Annotated in this window: 14 protein-coding genes; 6 read left to right on the top strand and 8 right to left on the bottom strand. The window is 35.5% G+C overall.

The genetic code is table 11. The features are described 5' to 3' along the window. Positions 1-73: 73 nt before the first annotated feature. The 5 genes from QP953_RS27440 to QP953_RS27420 form a co-directional block, all read right to left on the bottom strand. Positions 74-682, bottom strand: a complete 609-nt coding sequence (locus tag QP953_RS27440) for a superoxide dismutase (protein WP_052599883.1) — start codon at positions 680-682, stop codon at positions 74-76. A gap of 169 nt (positions 683-851) precedes the next feature. Then, positions 852-1,958, bottom strand: a complete 1,107-nt coding sequence (locus tag QP953_RS27435; protein ID WP_309553536.1) for a DUF3810 domain-containing protein — start codon at positions 1,956-1,958, stop codon at positions 852-854. A gap of 408 nt (positions 1,959-2,366) precedes the next feature. Further along, on the bottom strand, positions 2,367-3,782 hold the full coding sequence (gene lpdA, locus QP953_RS27430; RefSeq protein ID WP_309553535.1) for a dihydrolipoyl dehydrogenase: 1,416 nt from the start codon (positions 3,780-3,782) through the stop codon (positions 2,367-2,369). A gap of 143 nt (positions 3,783-3,925) precedes the next feature. Next, entirely contained in the window at positions 3,926-5,011 is a 1,086-nt protein-coding gene (locus tag QP953_RS27425; RefSeq protein ID WP_309553534.1) for a DUF4349 domain-containing protein, read from the bottom strand. A 177-nt stretch (positions 5,012-5,188) separates the two neighbouring features. Beyond that, positions 5,189-6,208 carry a DUF6268 family outer membrane beta-barrel protein gene (locus QP953_RS27420; RefSeq protein ID WP_309553533.1) on the bottom strand — a complete coding sequence of 340 codons (1,020 nt, stop codon included), beginning with the start codon at positions 6,206-6,208 and terminating at the stop codon, positions 5,189-5,191. A gap of 706 nt (positions 6,209-6,914) precedes the next feature. Here QP953_RS27420 and QP953_RS27415 point away from each other — a divergent pair. Both QP953_RS27415 and QP953_RS27410 read left to right on the top strand, forming a co-directional pair. Continuing rightward, positions 6,915-7,676 carry a ParA family protein gene (locus QP953_RS27415; RefSeq protein WP_052599888.1) on the top strand — a complete coding sequence of 254 codons (762 nt, stop codon included), beginning with the start codon at positions 6,915-6,917 and terminating at the stop codon, positions 7,674-7,676. 213 nt (positions 7,677-7,889) lie between these two features. Further along, positions 7,890-8,435 carry a hypothetical protein gene (locus tag QP953_RS27410; protein ID WP_052599889.1) on the top strand — a complete coding sequence of 182 codons (546 nt, stop codon included), beginning with the start codon at positions 7,890-7,892 and terminating at the stop codon, positions 8,433-8,435. Between the two features lie 4 nt (positions 8,436-8,439). On the opposite strand, the gene QP953_RS27405 is transcribed toward QP953_RS27410, so the two are convergent. Continuing rightward, on the bottom strand, positions 8,440-9,846 hold the full coding sequence (locus tag QP953_RS27405; RefSeq protein WP_052599890.1) for a hypothetical protein: 1,407 nt from the start codon (positions 9,844-9,846) through the stop codon (positions 8,440-8,442). Positions 9,847-10,140: 294 nt separating this feature from the next. Between QP953_RS27405 and QP953_RS27400 the strand changes: the two genes are divergently transcribed. The 3 genes from QP953_RS27400 to QP953_RS27390 are packed head-to-tail and all read left to right on the top strand — an operon-like array spanning position 10,141 to position 13,842. Further along, a complete protein-coding gene (locus tag QP953_RS27400) occupies positions 10,141-13,056 on the top strand; it encodes a T9SS type A sorting domain-containing protein (RefSeq protein ID WP_309553532.1) in 2,916 nt (971 codons plus the stop codon). Between the two features lie 53 nt (positions 13,057-13,109). Then, positions 13,110-13,517 carry a hypothetical protein gene (locus QP953_RS27395; protein WP_309553531.1) on the top strand — a complete coding sequence of 136 codons (408 nt, stop codon included), beginning with the start codon at positions 13,110-13,112 and terminating at the stop codon, positions 13,515-13,517. Positions 13,518-13,563: 46 nt separating this feature from the next. Continuing rightward, positions 13,564-13,842: a BPTI/Kunitz-type proteinase inhibitor domain-containing protein gene (locus QP953_RS27390; protein ID WP_309553530.1), complete on the top strand. Its 279-nt coding sequence runs from the start codon at positions 13,564-13,566 to the stop codon at positions 13,840-13,842. A 295-nt stretch (positions 13,843-14,137) separates the two neighbouring features. Here QP953_RS27390 and QP953_RS27385 read toward each other — a convergent pair whose 3' ends face one another. Then, positions 14,138-15,046, bottom strand: coding sequence for a zinc-dependent peptidase (locus tag QP953_RS27385; protein ID WP_309553529.1), 909 nt, complete (start codon positions 15,044-15,046; stop codon positions 14,138-14,140). A 204-nt stretch (positions 15,047-15,250) separates the two neighbouring features. Here QP953_RS27385 and QP953_RS27380 point away from each other — a divergent pair, with 204 nt between their 5' ends. Next, positions 15,251-17,068, top strand: coding sequence for a long-chain fatty acid--CoA ligase (locus QP953_RS27380; protein WP_052599896.1), 1,818 nt, complete (start codon positions 15,251-15,253; stop codon positions 17,066-17,068). A 67-nt stretch (positions 17,069-17,135) separates the two neighbouring features. Here QP953_RS27380 and QP953_RS27375 read toward each other — a convergent pair whose 3' ends face one another. Beyond that, positions 17,136-17,684, bottom strand: a complete 549-nt coding sequence (locus tag QP953_RS27375; RefSeq protein WP_309553528.1) for a hypothetical protein — start codon at positions 17,682-17,684, stop codon at positions 17,136-17,138. Between the last annotated feature and the right edge of the window lie 53 nt (positions 17,685-17,737).

Genomic DNA, 17,737 nt, shown 5'->3' with positions numbered 1-17,737 from the left:
AAAAAAAACCTTCTCGAAATCAATCAAGAAGGCTTTTTATTATATTATAATTAGTATACTACTTAAGGTTGTACTATTTGTTAGCAGCATACAACTCAGATACTTTATCCCAGTTGATTACATTAAAGAATGAAGAAACGTAATCAGGACGACGGTTTTGATAGTTTAAGTAGTAAGCATGTTCCCAAACGTCTAGACCTAAAATAGGGAAACCACCACAACCAATACCTGGCATCAATGGATTGTCTTGGTTAGCAGAAGAACAAACTTCCACTTTACCACCTTTGTGTACACAAAGCCATGCCCATCCAGAACCAAAACGGCTACCAGCAGCGCTAGAGAATTTTTCTTTGAAGGCATCAAATGAGCCATAAGCAGTATTGATAGCTTCTGCCAATTCTCCAGTAGGTTGCCCACCTCCATTAGGAGACATTACTTCCCAGAATAAAGAGTGGTTGTAAAATCCACCACCGTTATTACGAACAGCAGTATTATTCATATCTAAGTTTTTCAAGATATCTTCAATGCTCTTATTGGCAAGATCAGTTCCTTCAACAGCATTATTTAGTTTAGTGGTATATCCATTATGATGTTTACCATGATGAATTTCCATTGTTTTTGTATCGATATGTGGTTCTAACGCATCGTGAGCGTATGGTAAATCGGGTAATTCGAAAGCCATGATTTGTTTGTTTTTAAAATTAAATAATCAGTATCATTTACCAAACAGGTAAGTTTATTCTGAATAAACTAATACTATAACAGTAGACTACTGTATTGGTTCAAATATATAAAAAATGCTTTGTAAAAATTAAAATCAATGGATAAAAGATGGTTAATTGTTAGGCTGTTTAGTGGTATTTTTTTCGCCAACTAGAGACCAATAAAATCATCCTATCATAGCTTTCAATACCATCTTCAACACCTTGTACTTTCAAAAAAACATCGTAAACAGCGGGTTGTAAGAAGGGAATGAATGCAGGGTAATTTTCTACTTTAGCATAAATAGCCTCCATGTCATTGTGCATGCCTCTTGAAATAGTTGCTCGTTCTATTTGATAATCTTGTTCTGTCATAAATCCCATTAAAGTGCCATATACATATCGCCAATACATGAGGTAACCTGAATATTGTATAGCAGGGTGTTGGGAACGAATACAGGCCAAAAAACCTAGAAAATTGCAAACATCTTCACTTCCAAAACCATATCCATGTCCCAATTCATGAGCAATTGTAAAGGGTTTAGAAATATGGTGCAAGCCATTGTCAACGTGCCCTTCTCCTGTAAACGGAAAATAAACCCCTGAGCTGTTGAAACGAAGCAAAATTCCATCTGGTTGTACAAATCTACCCCTAACATGACCAGAAAAATCGTACCCATATTCTTTTAAAACTTCTTTTAAGGATGTGCGCATAACTTCTTCCAAGTTGCTAGGGTAAGCATCCAAGGGAATGACATTGGTATCAATACTCGGAATTTTTTGACGTGCTTCAATACAGGTTTGTTTAATATATTGAGCTTCTTCCCAAATGGCGTCAAAATTCATTGATTCAGGAACCTCTAAGCCAATTTGTTCTGACATAGGAATACGAGCATAATTATATCCCCAGAGAAAAAGAAACCAGAAAATTAATCCCATAAAAAAAGCAACGATCGATTTTCCATACCCTTTGCCTCTAATGCCCTCTTTTTCTATGAAAACGCTTTTGATAAAATGGGTACTAATTTTTATTAGCCAAATGACAAGGATAAGATCAAATAAGTAGATGGCAGCAAAAGGCAGCAGACCAAGTGTATGATCAAAAAAACTTCTAATCCAAGGATAGATACCTCTAGAGTAGATAACTTCGCACCATTGAGGTTGAAAGCCCAAGATTATTCTAATTAAAATGGCACCCAGACCGAGTTTTATCCAGATTGATTCACGTTCTTTTTTGTTTGGAAAATTAAAACTCATAGGCAAATTGAAAATTTATTGTTCATTGATATGATTTGTTTTGGTCCATTATTAGACATGATCACGAATGAAATGGTATGCCTACCCAAACATTTTTGCATCTATTTGATTATCAACCCTTTAATGAATCGAGCGATAGTAGTGTACTCTGTTGATTATCAGATTGATATGATTTAACTGCACTGCTACTGCGTGGTTTTTACGAGGTAATGTAAAAATAAGTTTTTTTAAAAAAAACGTGCGCTATTGGCAAAAAGAATAATGAAGAATCAATTAGAGAGGGAAAGAGGAGATATAAAATGCCTGAACAACAATAATCTCAGTGTTCAGGCATTAAATATTAAGAAACAAGTAGTTGACTCAAAATTCTATACTAATAGAATAAGAAAACTAATTGAATGTATTTGATTACATATGCAATGGACGATTGTCTGTTGCAGCCAAAGCGGCTTCTTTGACAGCTTCTGTAAATGTTGGATGAGCATGGCTAATGCGAGAAATATCTTCGGCTGATGCACGGTATTCCATGGCTACGACAGCTTCTGCAATAATATCTGCTACACGGGCACCAATCATATGTACGCCTAAAACTTCATCCGTTTCTTTGTGAGAAATAATTTTCACAAAACCATCGGTATCAGTACTAGCGCGGGCACGTCCCAAGGCACGGAATGGGAATTTACCTACTTTGATAGGAATTCCAGCTTCTTTCAATTCTTTTTCTGTTTGTCCAACAGCGGCAACCTCTGGCCAAGTATACACAACACCAGGAATTAAATTGTAATTGATATGAGGATGTTGTCCCACCATATATTCTGCAACATAGACACCTTCTTCTTCGGCTTTGTGTGCCAACATAGCTCCTTTGACAACATCTCCTATGGCAAAAATGCCTTCAACATTAGTTTCTAAGTGATTGTTCGTTTCGATGCGTCCTCTATCATCTACTTTTACCCCAACATTGTCAAGCCCCAACTGATCGGTATAAGGTCTACGACCAATTGCAATTAAACAGTAGTCTGCTTCTAAGGTAACTTCCTTGTCATCTTTTCTTGATTTGGCAACGACTTTTACACCTTTTTTGTCAGATTCAACAGAGGTAACCATATGATTTAAGTGGAAACCAAATTTTAGATGTTTTTTCAATACCTTACGCATTTCCTTTCCTAAGTCAGCATCCATTGTTGCCAAAGCAGAATCAGCAAATTCGACCACTTCTACTTTTGTGCCTAGTCGAGCCCAGACAGAACCAAGCTCAAGCCCAATAACACCAGCTCCAATAACTACAACACTCTTTGGTACTTCAGTTAAGTTGAGTGCTTCTGTCGAAGTAATGATGCGTTTTTTATCATAATTAAATGCCGCAGGAGTAACTGGTTTAGAACCTGTTGCAATAATAACCTTATCAGTAGTAATAGTGGTTACTTCTTTAGACGAATCTTTTTTGTCCGTAACTTTGATGGTATTTTTGTCTACAAAAGAGCCATGACCTTCAATAACGTCAATCTTATTTTTTTTCATAAGAAATTGAACGCCATCACAAGTTTGAGAAACAACACTGTCTTTACGAGCAATCATTGTTTTCATATCAACACTTAGCTTTTCTACTTGGATACCGTGTGCTGCAAATGATTTTTCCGCATTGTGATAATGCTCGGAAGAATCCAATAATGCTTTGGACGGAATACAGCCAACATTTAGACAAGTACCGCCAAGCGTAGGGTATCGTTCAATAATTGCAGTCTTAAGACCAAGTTGTGCACATCGGATAGCGGCAACATAACCACCAGGACCAGAACCGATAACCGTAACATCGTATTTCATACTATGGGTGCTATTTAAATTTTATAATTGATTTCTATTAAATTATTTAATTGTCGTAGTTTGTTACCTGCACTGCTATTGTGTGGGGACAACAAACTATGGTTAATTAGAGAACGAAACCTATTTAAAAAAGGTTCTCTAATTTAGGCTTTACTGCTATTTGTTGTTGCTGCTGTTGTTGCCATTGGTGGAGCCATTTTTTGTTGTTGTAATGTTTGTCCATGCAACATTTGCAATTTGAATTGACGGGTTCTTTTTCTACTACTATTAACCGCTAATAAGACAGTTAATAATAATATTAGACCAATAATAATATAAGGCCAGACCAAAGCAGCATCTAATAAAAATTGTTTAAAGTTGCCCCATCCTGTTATCAAATTAGAAGAAAAGTCAGCCCTAAAAGTTTCTATTTTAGGTTTTGCCATTTCCAAGTTTTGATAAAAAGCTAAGGTAATGGTGCTATAAGGTTGGTTGTTGAGAATATTGGTAGCATCCAAAACGGCCAAGTTTAATTCTTGATGAACAGCATTGATTTTATCTTTTAATTTTAGCTGATCATCTAGATTATTGGTTTTTTCAAGTTGAGCATTTAAGCTTGCTAAGTGTTCTTTGTTGGTTGTAATACGGCTAACGATAGGAAGGTATTCTTTCTTTTCTTTTTGTTGCCATACTTGTTTTTGACGAATAACTACTGCCAAATCTCTAAACTCATTTAAAACTACATCAAAATTTTCGGGAGTAGTATAGATTTCCATTGTATTCCCTTTGTAGAAATCTCCAGTTTGCTCTAACTCGTTGGCAATGCTAAAGTCATATTGTTTGGACAAAGCACGTACTTTATCATATGTTTCTTGATAATTGCGAACATTCAACAACATTGCTCCATTGCTTGGTCTGTTCTCCAAACGACTAGGTTGAGAACTGGTTAAGTTAGTAGAATCTAGAGTTGGATTATTTTGTTGATTGCTGTCTAGTGTTGTTGTTTGATTTAAGCTAGCAAGCGCCTCCTCTAAATCTTGAACGACTTGTTTGGAAACAGCAAAGTCACTAGCATCAATAACTTGATTATTTTGTAAATCGATTTGTTGACTAATAGAATGTTTGAATTCTGATTCTAGATTCTGATTGGCTTTTGTTTTGGCGGTATTATATTGCTCTATCTTGGAAGGTTGAGAAGGTTGACAGGCAACCATTAAAAGGCTGAATATTAAAAGATACCAATAGCGCATGAATGTAATTGTTTTGCTGAAAATTTAGATCAGTTCGGGAATAAGATGTTTTGCGTAAAAGTACTAAAACTCTATAGTATTTGAGTGTGTAAGTCCTTAAAATTTTGTTTTTCTATCAAAAAGGCATAAAAAACGGAAGGCTTGACCAGTTTTGTTAGAATTGTAAATGGGGAAAACTCAAAATAAAATGATTCCATCAATTGTGGAGCCTAACAAGGATTTTTTAAAACTATAATAAAGCGATAAACTTCCGTAGACACTTGGACTAAGTACTGGAGTCTGAAATATAGTGTTGCCCCATCGAAAAGCTGGAAAATGATAGGCGTAACAACCTGCTTCTAGGTACAATATAGCTTGAGGGCTAAGTTTTATGTTGGTTGTTAATGCTCCCCGAATTCGTAAATCTCCAAAAACAGATCGTTCCCATTGGTTGTTGGTATTGAGGTAACCAAATGCGGTCGAAAAATTTGACAAGCCTGCGCTCAAATCTATTTTTAATTTTTTTGACACTTTAAAGGCAAATCGCACTTGAACGGGTAGGGTGATATTGACCCAAATTGTTTTGGTTAGTTTGGCTTGGATACCAAAAAAGGGGGCAGGAATGATTTGACCATTGTTATAACTAAAAAAGAAGCCATAATACCAGTAAAAATTAAAATTGCGTAGATGGGCAAAGCCAAACATAGTCGTAATATTGGGGATAGGTGTCCGTTGTATGGATTGATAATCTTCCATTAAACCAATATTGACAGAGTAAAAAAATAATTTAGGTTGTTTGAAGGGTTTGGCGATTAAATGAATGCCAGACAAACCTGTATTGATTCCGTAGGTAATGTGTGGTTTTTGTTGAAATGGATGCGGAAGATGATTGTCTTGATAACTCAAATCTAAATAGAGTACTCTAGGACGGAAATTCCAAAAGAGTTGATAGACTTTTAGTTGTGTGGCTTTTTTTAATTGCAGTGTTAGTAGTTTGTCCCATTTTACAGCTAGTTTTAATTGACTTTGAATGGGAATAATGCAATTGATATCTGCTTGTCCGACGTGTAAGCGATCTTTATTTAAAAAATTAAAATCGTGATTGTATAGGCTGTTGATTCTTAAGCTTGGCTGAAAAAATTGATTGAAGATGAACGATTGTCCTTGAGAAATTGTAGAAAAAAGGCAAAAACCTATTATTTTGAAGTAATATTCCATTTGAAATATGAAATTAGATGAACTTTAAAAGAAATAAGTAATCATTCAGAAAAACTATATAAAAAACAACCTTCTTTTTGCGCTACTCTTCATCGAAACATCTGGCTTTAGCCCACCACCACGAAGTAGCACCGCAAGTAAAGCTGCACTGTTTGGCTATACTTTTGGTACACTGTACCAAGCTGTCGCAGTTAGCTACGCTGCTACTACGTTCAGCAATTAGCACTAAAAAAGAGCTTATTTTTAGCTATATTTTTTTCTACCCACTTACTTAGAAATTAAAATTTTGTCTAAAAGCGTTATAAACGCAATCAAATAAGTGATAATTTGAGTTATTGCATACCAATTAATGATTAAAATACAGCTATTTTATTAAAATGAGGTGAAAGTTTATTATTTTTGAGAATTAAAATAATCGACACAGTATTTTAGTGGGAGATGTTCTTTATCATGAAAAAATAGGATTATTTTAAGCCTAAATTTTTTTTCTTTTAAAATCACAATTTGTAAGCTGAATGAAAGAATAAAAATTGAAAGCGCAAATAATCTACGGCGTACGTTAAGGAGAGGAGGATATTGATCGTACCTGATAAATGTTGTGTTTTTTGTAATCATAAAGTCTAAAAAATACATTAGAACTATTATTCGTTAATAATTGAATCATTAAAATTTTTAGCGATTTGTTGTTCAGTGAAAAAATAGAAGAATGAGCATTATAATTTCATTGTTGAATCATAAAGGGGGAGTTGGTAAAACAACTTCAGCAATTAATATAGGAGCCGCTCTAGTACAATTAAACAAACGTGTTTTGTTGATAGATCTAGATCCTCAAGCAAATTTGACGATTTCGTTAGGAATTCCTCGTCAAAAAGTGACGATATATGAAAATATACGTGGAGAAGCAGAAATCAGTCCTTTTACTGTCAAGGAAGGGTTAGATGTGGTTACCTCTAATCTAGATTTGTCGGGAGCAGAGATGGAATTAATCAATGAAGCTGGTCGTGAATTTATTTTAAGAGAATTATTTGAACCTTTGGCGCATGATTACGATTATATAATTATAGACTGTCCGCCTTCACTTGGATTGTTAACCTTAAATGCTTTAACAACAAGTAACTATGTTATGATTCCGATGCAAACTGAGTTTTTGGCATTGCAAGGAATTGTTAAAATTAAGCAAGTTACAGACAAAGTTCGATTCCGTTTGAATAAAAAATTGGAAATTGGAGGGGTTATTGCTACTATGTATGACCATAGAAAAGTCTTGAATCGAGATATTGTGGGAACAATCGAAAAATTCTTTGGTGATAAGGTTTTTAAAACTAAAATTCGTAGCAACGTAGCCTTGGCAGAAGCACCAAGTGTTGGAAAAGATATTTTTGAATACAGCAAATCAAGTAATGGGGCAACCGATTATTTAGCCTTGGCAAAAGAAATTATTGAAAGAATAGAAACGGTTCCTGCTTAACAGATTATGACAATAGCCTAAAAGCTCGTTCAGAGATCATGGTTATTGATGGAATCGTCTATTGTGGAAATTCTTAATAAAAAAAACATTAAGTTTGCTTTAAATGAGCGAACTATAAAATCAATATAGGAAACTATAAATGGTTTGAGGAAGCTTCAGTAAGGATGATGTTATAAGCATTTGAAGTTTTATTAAATCGTATATTTTTATCGAATGGGTCGTAAAAACAACAAAAAGAAATCATTTTCAGATAACTTGGCAAATCTCTTTCAGGAAAGAATGATTGACGATAATGCACAAGACAATCTCTCTATGATTGAAAATGAAGCACCCGATAAAAAAAAGAGCAAAACGAAAGGTGCTGCAACAGCTACTGCTAAAAAAACACTAACAAGAAAATCAAGAGGAAAATCTAAAACCAACCGAAAATCTTTTTCTAACAATCTAGAACGCTTTTTTAAAGATAGTATAGATGGCGTTTTGGATGGTGTTGTAACGGATGTCAAAAGAAGTTTGGTCAACACAAAAAAGGGCAACCGAAAAGCTATTGGTATTGACTTGTTGATCAAACGAACAACGGAGGAAAATGTCAAAGACAAACCGAGCAAACAATCTACTCAGACTAAACGAGTAACAGTAGTCCTAGATACAGAGAAGTTAGCAGAATTGAAACGTATTGCCAAAGAAGAAAAGAGAAGGTTGCACCAAATCATCGGTGAATTGGTTGACGAGTATATTGATGAAGCTAAAATGAAATAGTTTGTTATAATTGCTCGAGTTGTTCCAAAAGCCATTTTTTAGTGGCTAAAATATCCGTATTTAAAATTTCTATTTTTAGATTCTCTTTCGCTTTCTTATCAAATGGGTTCACGCGAATGAGCTTTTGCATATATTTGGTAATATTATTATAATTCTCTTTGTGATAACCAACAACATCCTTGCGTCTGAGGTACATTTTTAGACTGTCCAATAGAGAGTCTAAAGCATCAAACTCTTGCGTTTCGTAGTAAATTCTTAGAAGCATGACTTTGCAAGATAGAATTCTTAAAATATCCTTGACTTGAATTTGCACTAATAGCTGCTGTGCTTTTTGGTATTTTTTCTGGGCGTAGTAAAGTTTCGCTAGGCATTCTTGAAAAATACTTTCTCTATGTTCTGGTGTTATTTTATCTTTGTAGGTGTACAAAAACTCTTCTACCCACTCATACTGTTCCATTTGTATACCTATACTAACCATATTGTTATAAGTAAAAGGAGTAATAATACCTTGTTCCAATAAGTAGCTTTGGGTAATACCTGTTTTGTATAGTTCAAATGCTTTTTCCAAATGCCACCTAGAGTTATCATTTAACTTTTTGATGGTATAATTGATCGCCAAAAGGTATAATTCTCGAATTTCTTGTGGAGGAAATGAGGAGGTGTAAGTATGGAGATAATCCATCATTTTTTGAAAATGCTGGTCGGGATTTTGAGTATCGGTAAATGCAAGGTAACAATAGTAATAAAGACCAATCGCAGGTATTTTTAAATAGCCTAACTCTTTTACTTGTTCCAACACAACGGCTAGCATCTTGGGCTGATAGTTCATTTTAAAAACCACTAATCTAGAATACAATAGACAGGCTTTGCGTAGCTTGTCGGCAAAATATTGAATATCCAATGCATCAGACAGTTCTTGTAAGTTTAGGGGACTTGTTCTTTGAGCTTGCTCTGAAGCATTGAAATACAATGTTTCCAACTCGTAATTTAAGCGCAAACTCTCCCAATTTTGAGTAGCTTCTTTTTGGGCGCTTTTTTGAGCATTTTTGAGAACTTGGTTCAATTCTTTGTACAAGCCTCTTTCTTTTAGGCTCTCAGACAATAGAATGGTACTTCTGCTTGTTTGATCTTGCAATTGTTCATATACCAAAAATTCTTCTACTGCATTCAATAATCGATGGATAATTTGGCGCATTTTGCCATCATTGTAGGGTACTTTTGGGTAAATGGTAGCCCATGCCAATGACTTTGTTAAATACTGCTCTTTTAACTCCATATCCCACAAAAAATCGTATAAATCGCAGACATCTTGACGTTGATTGATAATTGAGCAAGCAATCCAATCTCTACAACGTCGTTTTTCTTTGCTAGAAAAAGTGTGCAAAATGTTAATTAATTTAGAATTTTTCATTAGGATATTTTTTATATAAAAAACAAAGAAACTCTTTAAGAGCTATTAGTAGGCTATTAATAATGTAATTATAATGAAATGTGATAAAAAATGCTAAACAAATGATGTTAATTGTAGTTGATTGAATGCTTGTTTCTAACGAAGTTTGTAGAATAGAAAAGAAATAAAAAAAAGCTCAATAATATAAAGAGAAAATTTAAAAGCCTAGTATAAATAGTTAATACTCCATTGATTTTTTATTTATTAGTAATACAGGCGAGAATACTATTTGTTAGACCAATGACTTTTGAAATTATGAAGAAGTATAACATATTGATTTTATTATTCCATTTAATGATCCTTACTGCTTATGGTCAGGAATGGACACGAGAACTGGATGGTCCATATATTCCTAGTTTGCAATGGGCAAGCTCCATGTTTAGTGGTCATGACGTAACAGAAACGAACGATGGAGGTTATGTGATGGCAGGGATACAATCCTTTGCAACAGGAGCACCACGAGATTATCCTGCTCTAATAAAAGTTGACGCACAAGGATTTAACGTTTGGGAAAAAAGCTATTTTTCTGATAGTGCAGATGTTATGGCTTTTTCTAGTGTAGCACTAGAACCAATGCCCAATGGTCACTTTTTGTTGGGAGGGATTAATGGACAAACCATTCATCTAATTCAAGTAGATGCTTTGGGGGATACCATATGGACAAAAACGTATCAAAGTTATTGCAATCAGGTTGGAGGACCTTGTATGCTTGATCAATTGAGTTTGGAGGCAACTTTAGATGGAAATTATATTTTAGCAATTAGCTCTCATATTACGCTTGGTGCACCGATAGATTTACACCATACACAGTTGATTAAGATTGCACCTAATGGAACGGTTTTGTGGACCAAAGTGCATGCAGATGCTTGGGCAGAGGCGATTCAACCTACTTTTGATGGAGGGTATATTTTAGCTGGACATCAGGGGAATACTGCCATGTTGTACAAGTTGGATAATAATGGTGATAGTACGTGGTTGGAGACCTATTCGGGGCAAGGAACGGCTAGTTGGCACAGTGTTGTTCAAGCACCAGACAGTGGTTATGTTGTCGCAACAGAATTAATGGGATTTGTAGGTCCAACTCCTTTGTTAGTAAAAGTAGATAAAACAGGGGCAAACGTACTTTGGTCGACCTACTCTTTGGCGTCTACTTTAGGAGGCATCATAGGTTTTGCAAATCATGTAGAATATGATAACAATGGATATTATGTTGTAACAGGCTATGTGAATCGACCGCATCCTGTTGCGACTGTTCAATTAGACGTTGCTTTTTTAGGAAAAGTAGATTTAGGTGGAAATGTTGTTGTAGAACAAATTTTTGAAGAATACTTTCATAACAAAGGCAATGTTGTTCGTCCTACTAGTGATAATGGGTATATATTGACAGGAAGTTATGATAACCATCAAGCTTATTTGGTGAAATCTGACTCGGCATTAAATCGTCCTATGCACAAATTTCAAGGTTATATTTATAACGATAGCAATGGGGATTGTATTAAGGGGACTGGTGAAACAGGATTTATCCATTGGTTGATAGAAATCAAGAAAAGCGATGGGTCGGTAGTCTATGCTACAGCAGATAGCAATGGTTATTATGAAGCTACGGTAGATACAGGGACTTTTGTTGTTAAGTCTCTTTTGCCGAATACATTGTGGGCAGGATGTGTCGATAGTGTTGTCATTACCTCAAGCCAGTTAGAAAATACCGATACATTCGATTTTGGTGCTAGAGCATTGGTTAGTTGTCCTTTGTTAAATGTAGATGTATCGACAGCTTTATTAAGACGTTGTTCTTCGGCTGTATACACAGTTACTTATTGTAATCAAGGAACGGCGGATGCTATTGGAGCTTCTGTAACAGTCAACTTGGATACAACACTGAATTTTTTAGGATCCAATATGCCTTGGTCAGCAACAACGGGTATGAATACTTACCTCTTTAATATAGGCACTGTTCCTCCAGGTGGTTGTGGTTCTTTTACAATAGATGTAATGGTCAGTTGTTATTCTCAATTAGGGCAAACGCATTGTGTTCAAGCCAACATATTACCTGATAGTTTGTGTGTGAATAGCAGTCCTTTGTGGGACGAGTCGGATATAGATGTGACAGGTGTTTGTTATGGAGATAGTATTGTTTATACGATTACCAATGTGGGAACTGGAGGAATGTCAGCTACTCGACATTATTTTGTAACAGAAGATCACGTAATTTTATTGGTTCGACCATTTAATTTAGGACCTGGAGCAAGTGTAACAGAAGTAGTGCAAACTTCCAATGGGGCTGTATATCGTTTAGAGGCAGAACAAGATGTCAACCATCCTCACAGTACCTATAGTGCTTTAGGAGTATTACAATGTACCGATGCTGCCTTTACATCCAATAGTTCCTTAGGGATATTGGGGCAGTTTGTAGAAGATGATGGTAGTCCTGCTGTATCTATTGATTGTCAAGAAAATGTAGGGGCTTGGGATCCCAATGACAAGCAAGCTCGTCCAATTGGTTATGGTACGTCCCATGCTATTGAAGCCAATACAGATTTAGAGTATCACATTCGTTTTCAAAATACAGGTACAGACACAGCGTTTAATGTTACGGTTTATGACACTTTGTCAAGTGCTCTTAATCCAAGTTCAATTATACCTGGTGCTAGCAGTCATCCCTATACTTGGGAGTTAAAAGGAAATGGTATTGTGGTCTTTACATTTAATAATATTTTACTACCTGATAGTACAGCTAACGAAGCGGCTTCGCATGGGTATGTTAAATTTAAAGTGAAACAACAACCTGATTTACCTGTTGGAACGTTAATTAATAATACAGCAGCTATTGTATTTGACATGAATGCACCAGTGTTGACCAATACAACTTTTCATACGATTGATGAAAACTTTATTGTAGATATCGTTAAGATTGGAGATCGACCTCAAACAATGATTGAAGCTTACCCTAATCCATTTCAAGAGTTTGTGAAAATTGTTGTGAAGGGAGAATCTTTCTCTACTTTAGAAGTGCGTGTGGTTGATGCTATCGGGAGAGAAGTTCAGTACAATAAAGTGGCGTATCAAGAAGAAATTATCTTACAACGTCAGAATTTAGAAACGGGGGTATATTTCTTCCAATTGATAGGAGACGGTGAACTTATTGGAACAGGAAAACTCATTGCTCAATAAACAATTGCTTCAAAAAAAATCAAATTTGATCACCTTTAGAAAATCAAAAAAATATGATAAAAGGAATATGGAAATTAGCTTTGTTAAGTCTTTTGGCTGTATTAATGTTTTCAAGTTGCAAAAAAGAGGAACCTATAAATTCACCTTCCAATCGTTTGCATGGAGAATGGAATTTAATGCAATATTCGGCAGGTTTAGCTGGTCTGGAAAATTATAATAAAGACGATGTTACTTGGACATTTAATAGCAATGGTACTGTTGATGTAGTCATAAACGTTGCATTGAATAATTCGCACATGCCCATACAGAGCAATACAACGGATACTTATATAATGAATGGTACAAAGGTAAAGTTGGCGTCTATAGATTATGATTATGACATTAGTTTTGACAATGGCAAATTGATCTTGTCTAATAGCCCAGCAGTAGATGGTCCTAGTATTCTTTTTGAACGAGATTAGAATAACTTTCTAACAACATTACTTATTATCCTAAATAGACTTTATTATGATTACAAAATATTTTAGAGTAATTCTATTCGTAATGACGTTTTTTTTCTTTGCTAGTTGCGAAAAAGATAGCTCTTGCACCGAACACATAAATGAATGTCGTCTTAAATGCGAGATGATTCCAGATATGGGATGGTGTGGTACAGGAGCAGAATATAAGTATTATTTCAATCCTACTACTCAACAGTGTGAGCCTTATATTTATATTGGTTATGATGCTGTTTTTGAAACATTACAAGAATGCCAAGCTTGTGGTTGTGGTAATCCAGAAAATTAATATTGAATACATATAGTATCCCATTCAACTGCCTTTTTGGTAAAAAAATAAAGAACCTTCTAGTTTTTCTAGAAGGTTTTCTTATTCATTACTCCGTTGAAACCACGCAGTAGCAGTGAACCGAGCTATGCGAGCTCACGATCGTAGGGAGTAACAAAGCTAATCAATGGAGTATTATTACTGAAATAAGGGAGCAAATAACTAGTCCGATCTTATCTATTATAATTAGTGAATGAGGTCTTTTTAGTGCAAAAAATGTTGGATGAAAAAATAGGTTTAAATGTAAGTAATAACCTTAAGCCGCTTCTAAATTATCATCTAAGTTGGATGAAATATTTTGTATAATAGGATTGCTGCCATTGCTAGGGTCTTGGTGGTATATATCCATAAAGTATCGGTAAACCTCTGGCAAGTGTTCCTGCATCTTGGTAGGAATTTGAAAGAAATGTTCTGTACACATTTCAAAGATTTCCATGGACGGCAAACCCGTGTATAAAAACTGGTAGCCAATTTCAAATTCTCTTAAATGGTGTAGTTTGACTAGCAGTTCTTTTTTATCTTCATAAGGAATGGTATCATCAGAATAGCCATATTTAATTTTAAATGCCTTGGCCATACCGTGTAGCCCTGAGTGATAGTAATGTTCGGGATCTCTAATACCTTTGGTGAAGAAATTAATGGCTAGGAGTAGGCATGAAAAAACATCCGTATTAAACTCAACATAATGTAACTGCGTATTGATGTCTGGAGTAATAAATTCTTTTGGAAAAAGAACGACCATACCTAAATTATCAAGAATCTCTTTTTCATCTTCGAGTCCCATTGTTAGTTGAACAGCTGTTGCCGAAACTAACAATTGCATATCGCCTGGTATTTTGTCTAAGAGGCGCATTTGAAATTGCTTTTGCAAACGAAAAACAGAGATGCGATCTTCAAACTTTTTTTTGTGCTGAACACTCAATCTTCTATAATAAGGAAAAAAGCGAGCCAAGATATTTTTTTCTAGCTCACTGAGTCCTGGAGGGTGTCGTACATACCACCATTCGTTGAGTCCATTACGCACAATATAAGCTCCAAGTCCTATAGAGAAAGGGACAACAGCAATCCATATAGTAGAAAATGAGAGGACATAGTTGTTATACGCCAATAGAAATATAACAGCAGCAAGAATAAAAGAAGGGATAAAAATTAAGCCAGCAAACATAAATAATTATTTTTCAAAAAAATGAAAGATGTGCTCTACAAAGACAACAATTAAAAGAATGTAACAATGTAAAAAAAGATACGTTTAGGAAATGCTTTTATTTTTAAAAATATTGGTTCTGTACGATATTTTACTTATTTTTCCTATGCAGCTATTTTTTGCACCGCAAATAACTTTAAATTACCAAAAACAATTCAAAACTATATGAATCCTACGAGATTATTTGATATCCCCTACTACCAATTAGAACAAGGACCCTTAGCCGCATCTATTGGCGGAAAGCACATCAAAGGTCATAATTACAGCTATAGTACCGAAGAATTTATAAAATTGGCAAACCAAGTTAGTTTGGGTTTGTTGCAAATGGGGGTGAAACCAGGGGATAAAATCGCTTTGATTTCTCATAATAATCGACCAGAATGGAATATCATGGACATTGGAATGGCTCAAATTGGGGTGATTAATGTGCCAATTTACCCAACCATAAGTCCTAAAGAATATGTGTATATTTTTAATGATGCAAGTATCAAATATTGCTTTTTGGGACATGGGGATTTGTTAGAAAAAGTACGAAAAGCACACCCTGATATTCCTAGTTTGCAGGGGATTTTTACCTTTGATAAGGTAGAAGGTGAAAAAGATGGCAAAGGTAATGATGTGCACCATTGGGAAACGATTCATACCGATGGAGATTTGGCACCGGTTGAGAAAATAAAAGCAGGTATCAAATCAGAAGACTTGGCAACTTTGATCTATACGTCTGGAACAACGGGTAATCCAAAAGGGGTAATGTTGTCGCACAATAATATTTTGAGCAATATCTTAGCTGTGGGACCTTTGGTTCCCATCAAAAAAGGTGATGTTGCTTTGAGTTTCTTGCCGTTGTGCCATGTCTTTGAGCGTACGGTTGTTTATGCTTATATGTATATGGGAGCAAGTATCATGTATGCCCAAAGTATTGATACTTTAGGAGAAAGTCTAAAAGAAGTTCGTCCGCATTTCTTCACCACAGTACCTCGTTTATTAGAAAAAGTATATGAAAAAATTGTTACGAAAGCGAAAGAAGGTAGTCCTCTAAAGCAAAAGATATTCTTCTGGGCAGAGGGGCTGACCAATCAATATGCCTATGATTTTGAACCTTCTGGATTTAATTCAGTCAAATGGGCATTAGCTGATAAAATTGTATTTAGCAAAGTCCGTGAAAATCTAGGAGGACGTGTCAAAGGAATTTTGACTGGGGCGGCTGCTTGCCCGCGCAAAATGGCGCAATTCTTTTCAGCCATAGGTGTGCCCGTTCGTGAGGGCTATGGTATGACTGAAACTTCGCCTGCAATTGCTGTGAGCGGGTATGAGGCAAATTTGGCATTGTTGGGAACTGTTGGACCAATTATTCCAAAAGTAACGGTTCGTATTGATGTGAATGAAGAAGCTTATGGTCCCGATGCTGGAGAAATTATGGTTAAAGGACCAAATGTAATGATGGGGTATTACAACAAACCAGAAAAAACAGCAGAGGAATTTACCGCAGATGGGTGGTTCTTGACAGGGGATGTTGGTAAGTTAATTCGAAAAAATGGCATTGATTTTCTTAAAATAACCGATCGAAAAAAAGAATTGTTAAAAACTTCAGGAGGAAAATATGTTGCTCCAGCGCCAATTGAAGGAATTTTTCGTGAAGATTTCTTAGTGGAACAAGTCATGGTTATTGGTGATAATAGAAAATTTGTTTCTGCTTTAATTTTACCTGCTATGGATACATTGGAACAATGGTGCAAGAAAAAAGGCATCAATGTAAGTTCTAAAGAAGCGATGTTGGAAGATAAGCAAGTGTTGGAGTATTTTGAAAAATTAGTGACCAAACTGAATCCTAACTTTAGCAAAGTAGAACAAATTAAGAAATTTAAGCTAGTTGCTGGTCCTTGGGATGTAGACTCTGGACATTTGACACCAACCATGAAATTGAAGCGTCGTGTTATTTTATCCGATTACAAAGACGTTATTGCTAGTATTTACAACGACTAATGTCGTTCATCTGATAAAAAAATGCAGCTTGAAAATTCGATTTCAAGCTGCATTTGCTTTATAGGTGTTAGAGAGAAGGACTAAAACCAAAACCACCGCCACCACCGCTACTATCGTAGCAGTTTTGAACAGGAATTGTCGCAGTAGTTGTACTCGATGAGTTGTCTGTTACCCATTGCCCAGAAGCATCTTGTTTGAGTACTTTGTCAACTTCTACTTTGATAGAATGGTAGCGCATCGTTGCGTTAGAGAAGGTGTTTATTCGACTAGAAGTGGTTGAGTTAGCAGGAACATCAATTGTATAAGTATTGGGAATAGAGGACATATTGGCATTTCTCCACCCAAACACGGTTACTTTTCTATGATAAGGTTTGGTTCCTGTTACATACACCAATGTTTCATAAGAATTGCCAGAGTGAGACGTGCCATAACAAGGTCCCGTAGCGACGACATAGGGTCTTAAAACCGTGCTAGCAGTTCCTCTAAAATTACTATTGGCTGCCAATGTTTCTACAGTTGATTCTTCACCAGTAGTTACTTCCAAAATTTCCTCCTTTTCACAAGAGGTTACAGCAAGCAATAAGGCGATAAGAGCAACAAAAAAATTCTTTTTCATGTTATAAATTTAGTTAATGAAGCGCTTACTAGGTTGTTTTGAGTCGTTGTTCA

It is taken from the genome of Aureispira sp. CCB-E, from assembly GCF_031326345.1.
Classification (GTDB): domain Bacteria; phylum Bacteroidota; class Bacteroidia; order Chitinophagales; family Saprospiraceae; genus Aureispira.
Note: the sequence above shows the minus strand (reverse complement) of the source record. Positions and strands in the feature narration are given on the sequence as shown.